The sequence below is a fragment of the Gordonia rhizosphera NBRC 16068 genome, assembly GCF_000298195.1.
GTDB lineage: Bacteria > Actinomycetota > Actinomycetes > Mycobacteriales > Mycobacteriaceae > Gordonia > Gordonia rhizosphera.
Genome location: NZ_BAHC01000217.1, coordinates 1 through 15598, shown reverse-complemented (window position 1 = coordinate 15598; position 15598 = coordinate 1). Strand labels below are relative to the sequence as shown.

Annotated in this window: 14 protein-coding genes and 4 tRNA genes; 13 read left to right on the top strand and 5 right to left on the bottom strand. The window is 68.0% G+C overall.

The genetic code is table 11. The annotated features are described in order from the left end of the window. Positions 1 to 8: 8 nt before the first annotated feature. Positions 9 to 1397, bottom strand: a complete 1389-nt coding sequence (locus GORHZ_RS26290) for an MFS transporter (protein ID WP_006338478.1) — start codon at positions 1395 to 1397, stop codon at positions 9 to 11. A gap of 230 nt (positions 1398 to 1627) precedes the next feature. On the opposite strand from GORHZ_RS26290, the gene GORHZ_RS26285 reads away from it, so the two are divergent. Then, positions 1628 to 2215, top strand: coding sequence for a MarR family winged helix-turn-helix transcriptional regulator (locus GORHZ_RS26285; RefSeq protein ID WP_006338477.1), 588 nt, complete (start codon positions 1628 to 1630; stop codon positions 2213 to 2215). A 277-nt stretch (positions 2216 to 2492) separates the two neighbouring features. Here GORHZ_RS26285 and GORHZ_RS26280 read toward each other — a convergent pair. Then, a tRNA-Lys gene (locus GORHZ_RS26280) sits at positions 2493 to 2565 on the bottom strand. Between the two features lie 266 nt (positions 2566 to 2831). Between GORHZ_RS26280 and GORHZ_RS26275 the strand changes: the two genes are divergently transcribed. From GORHZ_RS26275 to GORHZ_RS26265, 3 genes are all read left to right on the top strand, one after another. Next, a tRNA-Glu gene (locus GORHZ_RS26275) sits at positions 2832 to 2904 on the top strand. A 46-nt stretch (positions 2905 to 2950) separates the two neighbouring features. Then, a tRNA-Asp gene (locus GORHZ_RS26270) sits at positions 2951 to 3024 on the top strand. Positions 3025 to 3062: 38 nt separating this feature from the next. Then, positions 3063 to 3136, top strand: a tRNA-Phe gene (locus tag GORHZ_RS26265). Positions 3137 to 3203: 67 nt separating this feature from the next. On the opposite strand, the gene GORHZ_RS26260 is transcribed toward GORHZ_RS26265, so the two are convergent. The 3 genes from GORHZ_RS26260 to GORHZ_RS26250 form a co-directional block, all read right to left on the bottom strand. Continuing rightward, positions 3204 to 4082, bottom strand: coding sequence for an LLM class flavin-dependent oxidoreductase (locus GORHZ_RS26260; RefSeq protein WP_006338476.1), 879 nt, complete (start codon positions 4080 to 4082; stop codon positions 3204 to 3206). Then, positions 4079 to 4513: a MarR family winged helix-turn-helix transcriptional regulator gene (locus tag GORHZ_RS29760; protein WP_006338475.1), complete on the bottom strand. Its 435-nt coding sequence runs from the start codon at positions 4511 to 4513 to the stop codon at positions 4079 to 4081. Before GORHZ_RS29760 ends, GORHZ_RS26260 begins: the two co-directional genes overlap by 4 nt. Positions 4514 to 4600: 87 nt before the next feature. Continuing rightward, positions 4601 to 5650, bottom strand: a complete 1050-nt coding sequence (locus GORHZ_RS26250; RefSeq protein WP_051999092.1) for a pirin family protein — start codon at positions 5648 to 5650, stop codon at positions 4601 to 4603. 554 nt (positions 5651 to 6204) lie between these two features. Between GORHZ_RS26250 and GORHZ_RS26245 the strand changes: the two genes are divergently transcribed. The 9 genes from GORHZ_RS26245 (at position 6205) to GORHZ_RS26205 (ending at position 15445) form a co-directional block, all read left to right on the top strand. Then, positions 6205 to 6777 (top strand): hypothetical protein, encoded by a 573-nt coding sequence (locus tag GORHZ_RS26245; RefSeq protein WP_157205369.1) that lies wholly within the window; start codon positions 6205 to 6207, stop codon positions 6775 to 6777. Between the two features lie 108 nt (positions 6778 to 6885). Further along, complete coding sequence (locus GORHZ_RS26240; protein ID WP_006338468.1) at positions 6886 to 7230, top strand: ArsR/SmtB family transcription factor; 345 nt, start codon at positions 6886 to 6888, stop codon at positions 7228 to 7230. A gap of 8 nt (positions 7231 to 7238) precedes the next feature. After that, positions 7239 to 7718 carry an NADH-quinone oxidoreductase subunit B family protein gene (locus GORHZ_RS26235; RefSeq protein ID WP_006338466.1) on the top strand — a complete coding sequence of 160 codons (480 nt, stop codon included), beginning with the start codon at positions 7239 to 7241 and terminating at the stop codon, positions 7716 to 7718. Positions 7719 to 7741: 23 nt separating this feature from the next. Further along, positions 7742 to 9685 (top strand): proton-conducting transporter transmembrane domain-containing protein, encoded by a 1944-nt coding sequence (locus tag GORHZ_RS26230; protein WP_169330699.1) that lies wholly within the window; start codon positions 7742 to 7744, stop codon positions 9683 to 9685. Then, entirely contained in the window at positions 9682 to 10641 is a 960-nt protein-coding gene (locus GORHZ_RS26225; protein WP_006338457.1) for a respiratory chain complex I subunit 1 family protein, read from the top strand. Before GORHZ_RS26230 ends, GORHZ_RS26225 begins: the two co-directional genes overlap by 4 nt. 3 nt (positions 10642 to 10644) lie before the next feature. After that, a complete protein-coding gene (locus GORHZ_RS26220; RefSeq protein ID WP_006338455.1) occupies positions 10645 to 11301 on the top strand; it encodes a hypothetical protein in 657 nt (218 codons plus the stop codon). Continuing rightward, positions 11301 to 12767, top strand: a complete 1467-nt coding sequence (locus GORHZ_RS26215) for a proton-conducting transporter transmembrane domain-containing protein (RefSeq protein WP_006338453.1) — start codon at positions 11301 to 11303, stop codon at positions 12765 to 12767. Before GORHZ_RS26220 ends, GORHZ_RS26215 begins: the two co-directional genes overlap by 1 nt. A gap of 26 nt (positions 12768 to 12793) precedes the next feature. Then, on the top strand, positions 12794 to 14245 hold the full coding sequence (locus tag GORHZ_RS26210; RefSeq protein WP_373279636.1) for a hydrogenase large subunit: 1452 nt from the start codon (positions 12794 to 12796) through the stop codon (positions 14243 to 14245). Between the two features lie 165 nt (positions 14246 to 14410). Next, complete coding sequence (locus GORHZ_RS26205; RefSeq protein WP_006338449.1) at positions 14411 to 15445, top strand: Gfo/Idh/MocA family oxidoreductase; 1035 nt, start codon at positions 14411 to 14413, stop codon at positions 15443 to 15445. Positions 15446 to 15598 lie beyond the last annotated feature (153 nt).

Here is a 15598-nt window from a genome sequence, read left to right as displayed (position 1 = left end):
TGGTGGAATCAGACGGACGCGGAACGGACCTTCGCGGTGCTGTCCGCGTCGAGGCGCAGGCCGACCTGGCTCTCGATTTCCATTGCGTCGAGCGCATGGTCGCCGCGGTAGGTGCGATGCAGCGCGATCACCGCGAGACCGGCGACGGCCAGCACGACCGCGTAGACGAGGTAAACCTGCGGCGGGGTCAGACCGTGCGAGAGCATGAACGCGGCGATGTTGGGTGCCAGGAAGGCGACCACCCGTCCGAAGCCCATCATCAGGCCGACCGCCGAGGCGCGGATCGCCGTCGGGTACACCGACGGGCTGATCGCGAAGTAGGCGGCCACACCGCCGTTGGCCGCGAGGCCGACCAGCACGGCCAGTACCAGGACCAGGCCGGTGTGATGGAAGGACGTGCCGAACAGGAAGAACGCGGCGGTTCCGATGAACATCACCACCGCGGTGACGATGCGCGGATGCAGACGCAGCGAGAAGGCGGCGAACAGTAGTGCGCCGGCCACGCCGCCGGCGGCCACCAGAGCCTGCGCGGTGATGCCGATCGTGTCGTCACCGGTCGAGGCGGCCACCAGCTTGGCGGTGAAACTGTTCGCGAAGTAGAAGGCACCGATCAGCAAGGCGTACGAGATGAACAGCAACAGGGTGCGTTTGAGCATGATGCCACGCCACATGTCCTTGCCCAGCGATGGCTTGATGACGTGCGCGGTGGGTTCGGGCAGTTCATGCCCGCCGCCGAGACCGAGGCGGACCCCGATGCGGTTGTACGCCTTGATGGCGCCCCGCGGCTGCTTCTCGACGAGGTAACTGACCGATTCGGGCAGGGTGAAGTAGGCGACGACGGCGAGCACAGCGGTGACGATCGCCGAGAACAGGAACGGGCCGTGCCAGTCGAAGTGGTGGATCAGCCAGATCGAGAGAAATCCGCCGATGGCCGCGCCGAGCGGGAAGCCGACGCCGTAGATGCCCATCACGCTGCCGCGCCGGGCGTCCGAGGCGTACTCGGACACCAGCACGTTGATGCTCGGCACGATGCCACCGAGGAATATGCCGGCGAGGAACCGGAAGAGCAGGAACACCGTGAACGACGGCGCGAGGCCGGAGGCCACCATGCCGAGCACGATCAGCACCAGTGACACGAGGATGTGTCGTCGTCGTCCGAACCGGTCACCCATCGGGCCGAAGAGGACCGCGCCGATCCCCATTCCGAGGGTGCCGATGGATGCGACCAGACCGGCCTGCTCCAGGGACAGCCCCCACTCGGCGGTGAGCGCGGGGAGGGTGAACGCGGTCACGAGGATCTCGTAACCGTCGATGAGGGTCAGCATGATGCAGATCCCCACCACTGACCATTGGTACCTCGTCATGGGGTTCTGGCGGATGGCGTCCCGGAGTTCCATGAGCCCTGTCCTTCTTCTCGGTCGCACCGGATGCGGCGGTGAGACGTGTGATGGTCACCGTCCGGCTGGAGCGGCTATGACTCATGACACTAGATTGTCCCAATATTGACAGTCAATAGTTTGACAACTTCTGTGTAGCAGGTCACGATGACCCGTGTGGTAGTTGACGCACTGACCGGACGTCCTCTGGGAGGATGTCGTCGAGGACTTCACGCAGCAGGAGGAATGCCATGACGTCGGAGTCGACGGCCGGTGAGGGTCGTACGGGGCGCCCCTCGTTCACCGACGAGATGCGCCGTCGTACCAAGGCCCGTTTCCCGGACCAGGATTACGAGGCCACTACGGCCGGCATCGCGCTGACCCGAGCCGCTCAGGCGCACGCCGTGGTCTCGGAGAAATACATCCACGGACGCGATCGACGATCGTGGCTGTCGTTTCGGGTGCTCTACGTGATCTGGCTGTTCGCGCCGATCAGCGCCCGCGACCTCGTCAACCTGTTGCAGGTGAGTCGACAGACGATGTCCAACATGCTCAAGGCGCTGGAATCCGACGGGCTGATCAATCGCACCGCCAGCACCTACGACGCACGTCTGATCACACTGGAGCTCACCGAGGCGGGATCACGGAGTCTCGAGACCTCGCTGATGCGCCAGTTCCAGCTCGACGAACGCGGTTTCGGTGTCCTCAGCGCGCCGGAACGGGCTCAGCTCGTCGAGATGCTCGATCGTGTCCGGGCCGAGATGGCGCGCATCAACAACGAGGGTTTCGACGCGCCGGGGAAGCCGGCGGAGGCGTCGAACAACCGCGACACCGCATAGGTGTTGTTCGTTTGTTCGTCGTCGATCATCGGACCGCCTCGCCTGAGCGACCGATCGCGCGCTCATGCCGGCGGAACGATGGCGTCGCACCCGGTCGTCGCGCCTTCATCCCAATCCTCAGATCACGGTGCGGCACAACAGTTCTCTGATCAACGCTCCGGTGCCGACAGAGCGGCCCTGACGCGCCGCCGCGCCGGTGAGGAGCACGGGGGTGGCATGGGCGGCGCCGCACGTGCCCTCTCAACGCAAAAACTGCCGGTGACCAGGCGGTTTGCGGTGCCCCCACCAGGGCTCGAACCTGGGACCTGCGGATTAAAAGTCCGTAGCTCTACCAACTGAGCTATAGGGGCCGTGCCCCGCGAAGCAGGGCGCCGACGAGTTTACAGGTCTCGTGGGCGATCGTGGGGAGGGGTCGGATGATGACGCCAGTGTCGGCAAAATCACAGTCGTCGCAGTCGCGACGGCAGCCTGCCACATTCGCGGGTTTTTCGGTCGATGGCCTGGTTTCTGCGCCTGGCCATCGGTGGCAATCATGCCCCGAAAACGATCTTGGCCTGCTGATTTGTGAATTGTCCGGCGTGTGTCCTAAGCTGAGTCGGCTCCCAACGGAGAACCGGCCCCCTTCGTCTAGCGGCCTAGGACGCCGCCCTTTCAAGGCGGTAGCGCGGGTTCGAATCCCGTAGGGGGTACGCTTGCCCAGCCCCCAGTGGGACGGGGGAGCACACAACAGAACATGGCCCTGTGGCGCAGTTGGTTAGCGCGCCGCCCTGTCACGGCGGAGGTCGCGGGTTCGAGTCCCGTCAGGGTCGCAATTTCTTGCGATTGGCATTCGGTTCGGGTGCCGTCCGGCCAGGTAGCTCAGTTGGTACGAGCGTCCGCCTGAAAAGCGGAAGGTCGCCGGTTCGATCCCGGCCCTGGCCACAATAAGAACCAGCTGGTGACAGCTGGTTCTTCTCGTTTCTGGAGTCGTTGCCGGAACAATCGGGCGTCAGACGGCGTCCCCGCGCTCGGCGGCCACCTCCGCACGGATCGCTGGGGCGATTTCGGCGCCGATCACGGCGGGGAACCGTGGGCTGTCGTCGCCGGAGAAGATGAACGTGGAGAAGCCGTGCTCGAGGGCCAGCTCGGTGAGTTTCTTCGCCCACTCGGAGGGCGGGAGGTCGTCGACGCCGCCCACGTTGAGCAGGCGCCGCACGTCGGTGGGGGAGCGACCGGCGGAAGTGGCGGCGTCGTCGATCCGGGCGTTCGCAGACCCCAGCGCCTCGCCGCCCTGCGCCCGGATCTGCCCGAGCGAGGGCAACCAACCGTCGGCCAACGTGCCGGTGACGCGCAGCATCGCGGGCTTGTAGGCGCCGACCCAGATACCGATGGGGTGCTTCGGGGCGGCGGGCTTGGCGCCGTGCAGGAAGTGGTACTCCCCGTCGACGTGGTTGGTGCCCTGACCCCAGACCCCGCGGATCACCGCGATTCCCTCGCGGAGAGCGGCCACTGCCTGCGGGGGCGTGAGGCGCCGGCCTCCCATCGCATCGATAGCGTCCCAGAACGCGCCCGCGCCGAGGCCGAGCTCCACACGACCTCCGGTGAGGGCGTCGAGCGAGGCCGCCGAGCGGGCGAGCACGGCGGGCGGGCGCAGCGGTAGGTTCGCCACGTTGGGGGACAGCGAGATCCGCTCGGTCCGCGCCCCCACGTACGACATCAGGGTCCATGTGTCGAGAAACCGCGACTGGTAGGGGTGGTCCTGGAACGTGGCGAGGTCGAGACCGTGGGTGTCGGTCGCGACTGCCAGATCCACCGTGCGCCCCGGGTCGGAGATGTCGGGGGTGATGAACGTGCCGAATTTCAGTTCATGTCCGTAATCCATTGTCATACCAGCCTTTCTTTGGGTGCCAGGAGCATGAGCAGCTCGGTCAGCTCGTCCATCTGCCGGTCCGTGAGGCGGGCGGTGATGAGCGATTCGATGTGCGCGGCGTGGAGTTCCTTCATGGCGGCGAAGGTCTCGCGGCCGTGCTCGGTGAGCGAGATGTCCTTGCGGCGGCCGTCGTAGCTACACGGCACCCGGTCGATGAATCCGGCGGACTCGAGCCGGCCGAGTAGACGGGTGACGCCGCTCTGGGTGAGCAGCAGGCGATCGACGAGGTCGATCGCCTGGATCGGGGTGCCGCCGGCGCGGTCGATCCACAGCAGCGCCTCGAACTCCGCGAGGCTCACGCGGTACGCGTTCTCCAGCGCCGTGGAGAACTGGGTGGACAGGTTGCCGTAGGCGATCAGGAGGCTGTGCCATACGTCGCCGGGTCTCATCGTTGCCTCCCGTGGCATCGGGGTGCGCGCCGTTGATGACACCCCTTAGATGCGCGCGCGGTCATTGAATCAAACCCCAATGTGCAGTCACTGTGCTGCGAACTCGCGCGGGTGCTCGATCCGGCCGTCGCCGTACATCGCGAACCGCGGAGCGTCCAGGTCGTACACCGGTGCCGTGTCGGGCCACGGCCAGCCGCCGAACTGATCGCGGCGGTAGTCGGCGAAGGCCTGCTCGATCTCCGCGTCCGTGTTCATCACGAAGGGGCCGTAGGACACCACGGGCTCGTTGAGCGGGGCGCCCTGCAGCACCAGCACGGTCGCCGGCACCGCCGACGTGGCCAGGGTCAACCGGCTGCGCGTGGTCTGGGCGAAGCCCTGGCCGTCGTGCACCGTCGTACCGTCGACCGAGACCGAGGCCTTCGCGTCGCCATGTACGTACAGCAAGCGCTCGGCGGCGTCCGAGTTCGTGGCCGGGATCTCGATCGACGAGTTCGGCTCGAGGTCGATCAGCCAGATCGCGACGTCAGAGTCGCGGCTCGCGGCCCAGGAGGCCTTCGGGGGAGCGAGCGGCGCCGTACCGTCGAACTCGCCGGCGATGACGGTGACCTTCGCACCCTCGGAGCCGGTGACCACGGGGATGTCCTCGTGCCATTGCATGGTGAACTCGGGGGCCGCGCCCTTGTTCGCGGCCGGCAGGTTCAGCCACAGCTGGTACAGCTCGAACGGGTTGTCGGCATCCTGGTTCACCAGCGGGAACATCTCGGAGTGACTCACTCCGCGTCCCGCGGTGACCCACTGGACGTCGCCGTCGCCGTAGCGTGCGCCGGCACCCGTCGAATCGGCGTGGTCGACGATGCCTTGGCGGGCGATCGTCACGGTCTCGAAGCCGCGGTGGGGATGCGCAGGGAAGCCGGGCACCCGGTGGCCGTGGTACATGCTCCACCCGGATGGGTGGTTGAAGTCGCTGCCGAGCGGGCGTCCGTCGAGGCCGGATGCGGGACCGCCCTGGGCGTTGCCGCGGGGGTACTTGTCGACGTGTCGACTCGCGAACAGGAACGGCCCGACGCCGCGCCAGGGCTTGCCCAGATCAACGACCGTTCCCAGGGCCGACTGCGTTGCAGTGTTGTTCGTGGACATGGTGTCCTCCTTCGTCTTCACTTGCTTGCTCACGCATCTAATAAGGCTGGCAGTCGTCCGCCTATTCCGGGAGGGCGCAGCGACCCAGGCCGATCTCGAATGCGATGCCGGGGAGTGGTCGAGCACCGTGTGCCGCTGCTCCTGTGGCGCGTTCGGGTGAACCTTGGCCGCTTTCGCCGCAGTGCCCGGAAACACCGAGCGCCCAGCGGACGGTGCGTGCTATGCATCCAGTGCAGATGGCACCGGTCCAGCCCGAGATCCCGAGCCCGAGATCCGAGGACCGGGGACCGGGGACTGGATGGAAGATCATGCGAAACGTCGCAGTCGCAATCGCATTTCTCGGCGCGGCGCTGGGTGGGCTGTTGGTCGGCTGCTCAAGCGCGGGACCTTTTCGGACTGCCGGGCCACCCTCTACCGTCACTGTCCGTCACACGGTCACCGCGGCCCCGCCGACGATCACTAATGCGGCGCCATCGTCGGCTTCCGATGCCGATGCCCACGGCTTTTTCGTCTTTGGGGAGGGCGCCCGGTGCCTCGGTGACGACAACGCCGAGATGTATATGCGAACCGAGAAGTCGGCACTGGTTGTCTGCCGCAGCGAGACGAACGATCTGTACTACCGCGGCTACCGAATGTCCGACGGCGCCACTATCGACCTGTATGACGTCTACCGTCAGCCGGGTGGATTCGTCGCCGTCAACGCCCCCGACAACGCGCGCTACGTGATCACCCGCGACGGATTCCAGCTCATCCAGAACGGCACCGTCGTCTTGAACGAATCGGCGGTCGAGGTCGGACCTGAACAGGGAGTGCAAGCGCCGGTCACGCAGGCCGCATCGATGGTCGTGCTCGGTTCGACGTCGGGGGTGGGCCCAGATGCGCGCGGGTACGGCACAGAGCAACCCGCGGTGATCTCGATGGGCTCGTGCCCCAACGCCATCTCGCAGATCGTTTGGCGGGACTGGGGCGCCTCGGTGGCGCACGGTAGTGGCCTGGGATGCGTGCAAACGGGACAGCCGCCGCGGTATGCGCTCGTCGCCTCCGACATCGGTATGTGCCAAGGGGTTCTGGCGTACCGAACGTTGCAGATCAGCACCAACCCTCCACAGGACATCTGTCATTGGTGACTTGGTCGTCCATTCGACGGACGGCTTCGAACCTGCTTAAATGACGACTTGATAAATCTTTCAATTGATGAATCGTAAGAACGAAGGATTCTTCAAGGGAGGCCCGACGTGTCCGAGCCGCTGTACAAGCTCAAGGCCGAGTTCTTCAAGACCCTCGGCCATCCCGCGCGCATCCGGATCCTCGAGTTGCTCACGCAGCGGGACCATTCGGTCGCGGAGATGCTGGGCGAGGTCGGCCTCGAGTCGTCGAACCTGTCCGCGCAACTCGCCGTGCTGCGGCGGGCCGGTGTCGTCGTCGCCCGCAAGGAGGGCAGCACGGTGATCTACTCGCTCGCCGCGCCCGACATCGCCGAGCTGATGGTGGTGGCGCGCAAGGTGCTGACCGGGATGCTGAGTGAGCACGTCGAGGTGTTGAGCGATCTGCGGGCCGGTAGCGCGGCCGACGAACGGTAGTCCGCGCGATGGGATGGTTGCGCAAGATCCTCGCCGTCGGCCGCGTCGCCGAACCGGCCGGCGAACCGCCGGTCAGGGCGGTGAATCCGCCTGCCGGGGTGCGGGGTTCACTGCAGATCCGGCACGTGGATGCCGGATCGTGTAACGGCTGTGAGATCGAGATCGGCGGCGCGTTCGGGCCCGTCTACGACGCGGAACGCTTCGGCGCGCGACTGGTCGCCTCGCCGCGCCACGCCGACGCCCTGCTGGTGACCGGCGTGGTCACCCGCAACATGGCCGACCCGCTGCGCAACACCGTGGCGGCGACCCCGAAGCCGCGCGTCGTCATCGCCTGCGGCGACTGTGCCCTCAACCGCAGCGTGTTCCGCGACGCCTACGGGGTCGTCGGTGCGGTCGGCGACGTGGTGCCGGTGGACGTGGAGATCCCCGGCTGCCCGCCGGCCCCCGACGAGATCGTCGCTGCGCTGCGGTCGGTGACCGGCCGGTGAGCGCCACGCTGGAGACCGCGCCGGTGCACGCGGGGCGCCCGGCTCGTCCCGGGAGCGATGCAGTGGTGGCGGGCCTGCTCACCTCGGTGATCGGGGTCCTTGGTCTCGGCATCGGGTTGGTCGGCGTGTTCGGTTCGCCCGCGCCGGTGCACATCGGCTGGCTCATCCCGTTGATCGGGGTCGACCTCGACGTCGACGCGTTGGGTGGCTTCTTCTTGGCATTGACCGGAGCCGTCGCGATACCGGTGGGCGTGTACGCGATCGGCTACGCGCGGCGCGAGCATCTGGGCCGGGCTCCGCTCGCGGTGCTGCCGCTGTTCGTGGCCGCGATGCTGGTGGTGCCGGCGGCCGGCTCGATCACCACCTTCCTGCTCGGTTGGGAGCTGATGGCGCTGACCTCGCTGATCCTGGTGCTCGCCGAACATCGGCGGCCGGAAGTGCGGTCGGCGGGCGTGTTCTACGCGGTGATGACCCAGTTGGGATTCGTCGCGATCCTCGTCGGGCTGATGGTGTACGCCGCGGCCGGCGGGGGAGATGTCTTCGCCGATCTCGGCTCGGTCGGCGAGGGCACGCGTACGGCGGTGTTCCTTCTCACCGTCGTCGGGTTCGGGTCGAAGGCCGGTCTGCTGCCACTGCACGCCTGGCTGCCCCGCGCCCACCCCGAGGCCCCCAGCCCGGTGTCGGCCCTGATGAGCGCGGCGATGGTCAACCTCGGCATCTACGGCATCGCACGCTTCGACCTGCAACTGCTCGGACCGGGACCGCGCTGGTGGGGGATCGTGCTGCTCATCGTCGGCGGGGCATCGGCGGTCTACGGGGTGCTGCAGGCCGCGGTCGCCACCGATCTCAAACGGCTGCTTGCCTATTCGACGACCGAGAACATGGGCCTGATAGTGCTCGCCATGGGTGCCGCGACTCTGCTCGCGGCGTCGGGCGCCGACGACGCCGCCTCGGTGGCGATGGCCGCGGCGGTGATCCAACTGATCGCACACGCCGCGTTCAAGAGCCTCGGGTTCCTCTCGGCGGGGTCGGTGCTCGCGGCGACGGGCCTGCGTGACCTGGACCGCCTCGGCGGTCTGGCCCGTCGAATGCCGGCGACGACCGTCTTGTTCGGGGTGGCAGCGCTCGGCGCGTGCGGGCTCCCGCTGGGTGCCGGATTCGTCGGGGAGTGGCTGCTGGTGCAGTCACTCATCCACACCGGACCGGCCGACGACGCCGTGGTGGCGTTGGCGGCGCCGCTGGCCGTCGGCGCGGTCGCCCTCACCACCGGCCTCGGGGTCGCCGCCATGGTCAAGGCATTCGGCATCGGATTCCTCGCTCGGCCCCGGTCCCGCGAGGCCACCGGCGCCGCGGAGTCGCCGGTCAGCATGATCGCCGGGATGACGATCGCCGCTACGGCGTGTGTCGTCGTCGCCGTCGCCCCGATCGTGCTGGGCCCGCTGCTGGGGCGGGTCCTCGTGACGATGCCGGCGGTGCGGACCGATGCGCCCGACCTCGGGACGATGCTGCACTTGCCGGGACTGTCCGGATCGATCGCGCCCGGCCTGATCGCCGCCGCGTTGCTGGCCACGATCCTGGTCGCGGTGGTTGCGGCGAGCTGGGGTTCGCGCCGTCGTCCGGAAACCGCCGACCTGCCGCTGTGGGCGTGTGGCGCCGAGGATCTCACCCCGCGCATGCAGTACACCGCGACCTCGTTCGCCGAACCGCTGCAGCGCGTGTTCGACGATGTGCTGCGCCCCGACACGGACACCGAGGTGACCCATTTCGAGGAGTCGCGCTATCTGGTGGAGAAGGTCGCCTACCGTGCCCGGGTCACCGACGTCGTGGAGAATCGGCTCTATCCGCCGGTGCTCCGGGCAGTTCAGACCTGTGCGCAGCTGGTCCGTCGGGCCCACACCGGCAGCGTGCACCTCTATCTCGCCTACGGTGCGCTCGGCGTGCTGATCGTGCTGGTGGTGGCGCGATGACCGTGACGACCTTCCTGGCGGGGGTGGCGCAGCTCGGCGTGGTCGTCGTCGGGGCGCCGGTGGTGATCGGCGCGATGCGGCAGGTCCGGGCCGCCTCCGAGGGCCGCCGTGGCGGCGGGGTGCTGCAACCGTGGCGGGACCTGCGCAAACAACTGCGCAAACAGCAGATCGACCCGCGCGGCACCACAGTCGTGTTCACGACAGCGCCTCTGGTCCTGGCGGGCTCGACGTTGCTGATCGTGGCCGTCACCCCGCTCGTGGCGACCGGCTCACCACTCGATCCGGTGGCCGATCTGTTCGCGGTCGTCGGTCTGCTATTCCTGGGGACCGTCGCCCTGACGCTGGCCGGTATCGACACCGGCACCGCGTTCGGTGGGATGGGCGCGAGCCGAGAGATCACCATCGCTGCCCTGGTGGAACCGACGATCCTGCTCGCCGTGTTCGCGTTGTCGATCCCGGCAGGCTCATCAAATCTGGGTGCGATCGTGGAGCACACGGTCGAGCACCCGGGGCGGGTGGCATCGCCGGCCGGGGTGCTGGCCTTCGTCGCGCTCGTCGTGGTGATCATCGCCGAGACCGGCCGTCTGCCCGTCGACAATCCCGCCACCCACCTCGAGCTGACCATGGTGCACGAGGCGATGGTGCTCGAGTATGCGGGTCCTCGTCTGGCGCTGGTCGAATGGGCGAGCGCGATGCGGCTCACGGTGCTGTTGGCACTGCTGGCCAATCTTTTCTGGCCGTGGGGTGTTGCGGGCGCCGACCCGGGTGTGCTCGACGTCGTCGTCGGTGTCGTCGCGGTGGTGGTCAAGGTCGCCGTGCTGGCCGTCGTACTCGCCGGTGCAGAGGTGTTCATCGCCAAGCTGCGCCTGTTCCGGGTACCCGAACTACTCGCCGGGTCGTTCCTGCTCGCGTTGCTCGCGGTGACGGCCGCCAACTTCTTCGGCGCGGGAGTGTGAGGAATGACCGACTACGCATCGCTACTGGATCTCGCCGTCGGCGGCATGGTGCTCGCCGCGGTCCTGATCGTCTGGCGGCGCGATCTGAAGGGGATCGTGGCACTGCTGGCCTGGCAGGGTGCCGCGCTCGCCGCGATCGCGGTGGTGCTCGGTGTGGAGGAGGACGAGCCGGTGCTGTTGGCCGTCGGCGGTCTGGTGTTCGTACTGCGTGCGCTCGCCCTGCCGTGGCTGTTGTCGAGGGTGCTCGGTGCCGAACCCAGCGACCAGCGCGAGGCGACACCGCTGGTGAACACCACCGCGTCGCTGCTGATCTCGGCGGGTCTGACCGTCGTCGCGTTCGGCGTCACACGGCCGCTGGCGGCGTTGGATTCCGACACGGCGGCGCGTGCGGTCCCGGCCGCGTTCGCCGTCATCCTCATCGCCTTGTTCGTGATGGTCACCCGACGACACGCGGTGTCGCAGGCCGCCGGGTTCCTGATGATGGACAACGGCATCGTCGCCGCCGCGTTCCTGCTCACTGCCGGCGTCCCGCTCATCGTCGAACTCGGGGCCTCGCTCGACGTGCTGTTCGCCCTGATCGTCATCGGGGTGCTCACCGGCCGATTGCGACGGGCGTTCGGCGCTGCCGACCTCGACGCATTGCAGGAGTTGCGCGACTGATGACGATTCTCGTACTCACTCCCGTTCTCGTGGCACTCGCCGCATCGGCGGCCGCGGTCACCGCCGGCTGGCGACGATGGACGGCGTCGTTGACGGTGCTGGCCGCGCTCACCATCCTGGGCTGCGGCGTCGCGCTCGGGTTCGGCTACGGGTCCGAAGAGCACCTCGCGCTCGGCGGACTGCTGCGCGTCGACGCATTGTCGGTCACCATGCTCATCGTCATCGGCGTCGTCGGCACGCTGACCACGTGGGCGTCCATCGGCTACATCGACGCCGAACTCGACCACGGCCACACCGATCCCCGCGGCGCCCGCACCTACGGCGCGCTCACCCCGGCGTTCCTGGCGGCGATGGTGGTTGCGGTGTCCGCCAACAACATCGGCGTGACCTGGGTGGCGATCGAGGCCACCACCGTCGTCACCGCATTCCTCGTCGGGCACCGACGGACCCGCACCGCGCTGGAGGCGACGTGGAAGTACGTGGTGATCTGTTCGGTCGGTATCGCGGTCGCGTTCCTGGGCACCGTCCTGCTGTACTTCGCGGCCCGACACGCCGGTGCGCCCGAGGCGCACGCCCTCGACCTCGACGTCCTGCTGGCGCATGCCGGTGATCTCGACCCCGACGTGACCCGCCTCGCCGGCGGGCTGTTGCTGATCGGCTACGGCGCCAAGGTCGGCCTCGCCCCGTTCCACACCTGGCTGGCCGATGCGCACAGCCAGGCACCTGCTCCGGTGTCGGCGCTGATGAGCGGTGTGCTGCTCTCGGTCGCGTTCTCCGTCCTGTTGCGGATCAAGCCCATCGTCGACGAATCGGTCGGCACCGGTTTCCTGCGTGCCGGACTGGTGATCACCGGTCTGCTCACCGTGGCGATCGCCGCGCTGATGTTGACCGTGACCACCGACCTCAAACGGATGCTCGCCTATTCGTCGATGGAGAACATGGGGTTGATCGCCATCGCCGCGGCGGCCGGCACCACACTCGCCATCGCGGCGCTGCTGCTGCATGTGCTCGCCCATGGCATCGGCAAGTCCGTGTTGTTCCTGGCCGGAGGGCAGATGCAGGCAGCGCACGGTTCCACGGCGATGGCCGACATCACCGGGGTCCTCGGCCGGTCCCGCCTGATCGGCACGTCGTTCGCCATCGGGATGATCGTGTTGCTCGGCCTGCCGCCGTTCGCGATGTTCGCCAGCGAGGTGTCGATCGCCGGCGCGTTGGCCGACGCCGGGCTCGCCGTGGTACTCGGCGTGGCGATGCTGCTGATCGCCGTGGCCTTCGCAGCGCTGGTCGGCCGCTCCGCACGATTGCTGCTCGGCACTCCAGACGGCGCGGCCCCAGCCATCGCGGTCCCGGCGACGATCGCAGGCGCGCTGCTGGCGGGCATTCTTGCATCGGTCGCGCTGGGCGTGACGGCCGGACCGCTCACCGACCTGTTCACCACCGCCGCCGAACAGCTGGGGGCGTCATGACCGAGATCCACCGGGTCCGGCACCGGATGGCCGCCGACGAGCGCGCGGACCGGGCCGCCGAACTACTGTCGGACGGTTTCCGGCTCGCCCTGGTCGCCGGCCACGACGACGGCGATCACCTGCGGGTGGTGTACCTGTTCCTCGCCGGCCGGCCGGATCGTCGGGTGGAACTCGAGGTCGTCGTGCCCGCCGACGATCCGCAGCTGCGGTCGTTGGCGGATCTGTCGTTCCCCGTCGGCCGCTTCGAGCGGGAACTGATGGATCTGTACGGCATCGCGCCGACCGGCCATCCGCGTCCGCGGCGGATGGTCGCGCACGCGCACTGGCCGGAGGGCTGGTATCCGATGCGCGCCGACGCGGGCTCGCCGCCCGAATTCGACCGGACCGGCGGTTTCCCGTTCCTCACCGTCGAGGGCCCGGGTGTCTACGAGATCCCGGTCGGCCCGGTGCACGCCGGGCTGATCGAGCCCGGACACTTCCGGTTCTCCGTCGTCGGTGAGACGGTGCTGAGGCTCAAGGCCCGGTTGTGGTTCGTCCACCGCGGCATCGAAAAGCTCTTCGAGGGACGCCCGGCGACCGGCGCCGTCGACCTCTCCGAACGGATCAGCGGTGACACATCCGCCGGTCATGCCGTCGCGCACAGCCTGGCGGTCGAGGAGGCCTTGGGCCTCGTGCTGCCCGACCGCGTTCACCGGGCCCGGGCACTGCTGGTGGAACTCGAACGGCTCTACAACCACGCCACCGATATCGGTGCGCTGGCCAACGACGTCGGCTTCGCATTGGCCAATGCGCACGCGCAACGCATCCGTGAACAGCTACTCCGGATCAACGCGCGGGTAACGGGGCATCGCCTGCTGCGCGGCGCGATCCGGCCGGGTGGTGTCACCTTGCGCGCGCTGCCCGACGTTGACGAGCTGAGATCGATCGCCGCGGACCTGGCGGAGGTGGCCGAACTGACGCTCGCGAACTCGGTGATCCTCGACCGATTCACCGGCACCTCGATCCTGAGCACCGACCATGCCGTGGAACTCGGCTGTCTCGGCTATGTGGCGCGCGCGAGCGGCGTGGTCACCGACGCCCGCTTCGACCACCCCGTCGTCGACCTACCGGTCACCGAGATCACCGCGCCCACCGGGGACGTTCTCGGCCGCTACACCGTGCGCCGCGATGAGTTCGCCGCATCGACCCGACTGGCCTGCGACCTCATCGAGACCGGTGACTGCGCCATCAATCACGACGCGGTCGTGCCGGCGCCGTCGGGGTCGGTGAGCGGGGTGGGCATCGTCGAAGGCTGGCGAGGGACGATCGTGCACCGCGTCGAGGCCGACGCGACGGGACACCTCACCCGCGCCAAGATCGTCGACCCGTCGTGGTTCAACTGGCCCGCTCTGCCCGTGGCGATGACCGACACGATCGTGCCCGACTTCCCGCTGACCAATAAGAGCTTCAACCTGTCCTACGCCGGCAACGACCTGTGAACCCGCCGTCGCCGATTCCGTCCTCAGGTCGATGACGATGACCAGCTTCCGACCCGAACTCGGGTCCGGTCGCGGTGCGACGGCGTTCGGTGGCTCGGTTCGGCCGAGGAAATCCGGACCCGCCAGGGGTATTTTTGTGCGAATGTCTTGACATATACTTTCCGCATGACTGTGCGAATCGGGATTGTCGGGTACGGGCTGGGTGGACGGTGCTTCCATGCGCCGTTCGTCGAGGCGGCCGAGGGGATAACGCTGAGCGGCATCGTGGCCAGGTCGCCGGCGCGGATCGCCGAGGCGCGTGCGGACTTCCCCGGTGTGCCGGTCTTCGCGAGCCTCGGCGAGCTCGTTGACTCAGGGGTCGACGCCGTCACGATCACCACCCCACCGCAGACGCGCCGAGATCTCGTGCTGGAGGCGATCGCGCGGGGCGTGCACGTGGTGGCGGACAAGCCCTTCGCTCCCGACGTGGCGACGGCCCGCGAGATGGTCGTCGCGGCCGACGAAGCCGGCGTGCTGCTCAGCGTGTTCCACAACCGGCGCTACGACGCGGATATTCGCACGCTGAGGAGCGTGCTGCCACGGCTGGGCGACATGTGGCGCGTCGAATCCCACTTCGACCAAGACGGTGCCAACACCCTCGAAGCGGGTCCGACCGGCGGGTTACTCCGAGACATCGGCGCACACGTCGTCGATCAGGTGCTGTGGCTGTTCGGCTCGGCAGAGCGGGTCGATGCCCATCTCGACTACGTCGACCTGCCCGAGGGACGCACCGACGCGGGTTTCGTCGTCAACATCACCCATCACAACGGGATCTACTCGACCCTGTCGTCGAGCAAGGTCAACCACCTCGAGGCCCGACGGTTGCGCGCGTTCGGCTCCGCGGGCAGCTATGTGTCCGACGGGACGGACGTACAGGCCCAGGCCCTCTTCGCGGGCAAGCGACCCATCGACGATCTCGGTGGGTGGGGATACGAACAGCCAGATCGTTGGGGTGTGTTACACACCGCCGAGGGCGCGGAACCGATTCCGTCCCTCCCTGGTGCCTATCAGGATTTCTACACAGAGTTCGCGGCTGCCGTGGCGGGCACCGGCGCACAACCCGTGCCGGCCCGGACTGCGCTGGGCACCATCGCCGTGTTGGCAGCAGCCCGGGAGTCCGCCGAAACGGGCCGCACGGTGGCGGTAGCGCCGACGGACTGACGTGTCGGCACCGTCGGCGGTCTTCGTGTGTCGGTGAGATGGGCATGCCGACGCGGGGCTTCGAGTGTGCCGGTTCACGCGCCGAGCTTGTCGATCAACCCTAGTAGGCTCGCCCGCGTGGCGAAGAAGAAGCACCGTCCTGGCCGAGGTAAG

Bases quoted from the DNA above. Each gene is read 5' to 3' on its own strand.
- GORHZ_RS26210 (WP_373279636.1), top strand. From the start codon at position 12,794: ATGGCCGCCGACGAGCGCGCGGACCGGGCCGCCGAACTACTGTCGGAC.
- GORHZ_RS26290 (WP_006338478.1), bottom strand. From the start codon at position 1,397: ATGGAACTCCGGGACGCCATCCGCCAGAACCCCATGACGAGGTACCAA.
- GORHZ_RS29760 (WP_006338475.1), bottom strand. From the start codon at position 4,513: ATGAGACCCGGCGACGTATGGCACAGCCTCCTGATCGCCTACGGCAAC.
- GORHZ_RS26225 (WP_006338457.1), top strand. From the start codon at position 9,682: ATGACCGTGACGACCTTCCTGGCGGGGGTGGCGCAGCTCGGCGTGGTC.
- GORHZ_RS26235 (WP_006338466.1), top strand. From the start codon at position 7,239: ATGGGATGGTTGCGCAAGATCCTCGCCGTCGGCCGCGTCGCCGAACCG.
- GORHZ_RS26285 (WP_006338477.1), top strand. From the start codon at position 1,628: ATGACGTCGGAGTCGACGGCCGGTGAGGGTCGTACGGGGCGCCCCTCG.
- GORHZ_RS26245 (WP_157205369.1), top strand. From the start codon at position 6,205: ATGTATATGCGAACCGAGAAGTCGGCACTGGTTGTCTGCCGCAGCGAG.
- GORHZ_RS26205 (WP_006338449.1), top strand. From the start codon at position 14,411: ATGACTGTGCGAATCGGGATTGTCGGGTACGGGCTGGGTGGACGGTGC.
- GORHZ_RS26260 (WP_006338476.1), bottom strand. From the start codon at position 4,082: ATGACAATGGATTACGGACATGAACTGAAATTCGGCACGTTCATCACC.
- GORHZ_RS26220 (WP_006338455.1), top strand. From the start codon at position 10,645: ATGACCGACTACGCATCGCTACTGGATCTCGCCGTCGGCGGCATGGTG.
- GORHZ_RS26250 (WP_051999092.1), bottom strand. From the start codon at position 5,650: ATGTCCACGAACAACACTGCAACGCAGTCGGCCCTGGGAACGGTCGTT.
- GORHZ_RS26215 (WP_006338453.1), top strand. From the start codon at position 11,301: ATGACGATTCTCGTACTCACTCCCGTTCTCGTGGCACTCGCCGCATCG.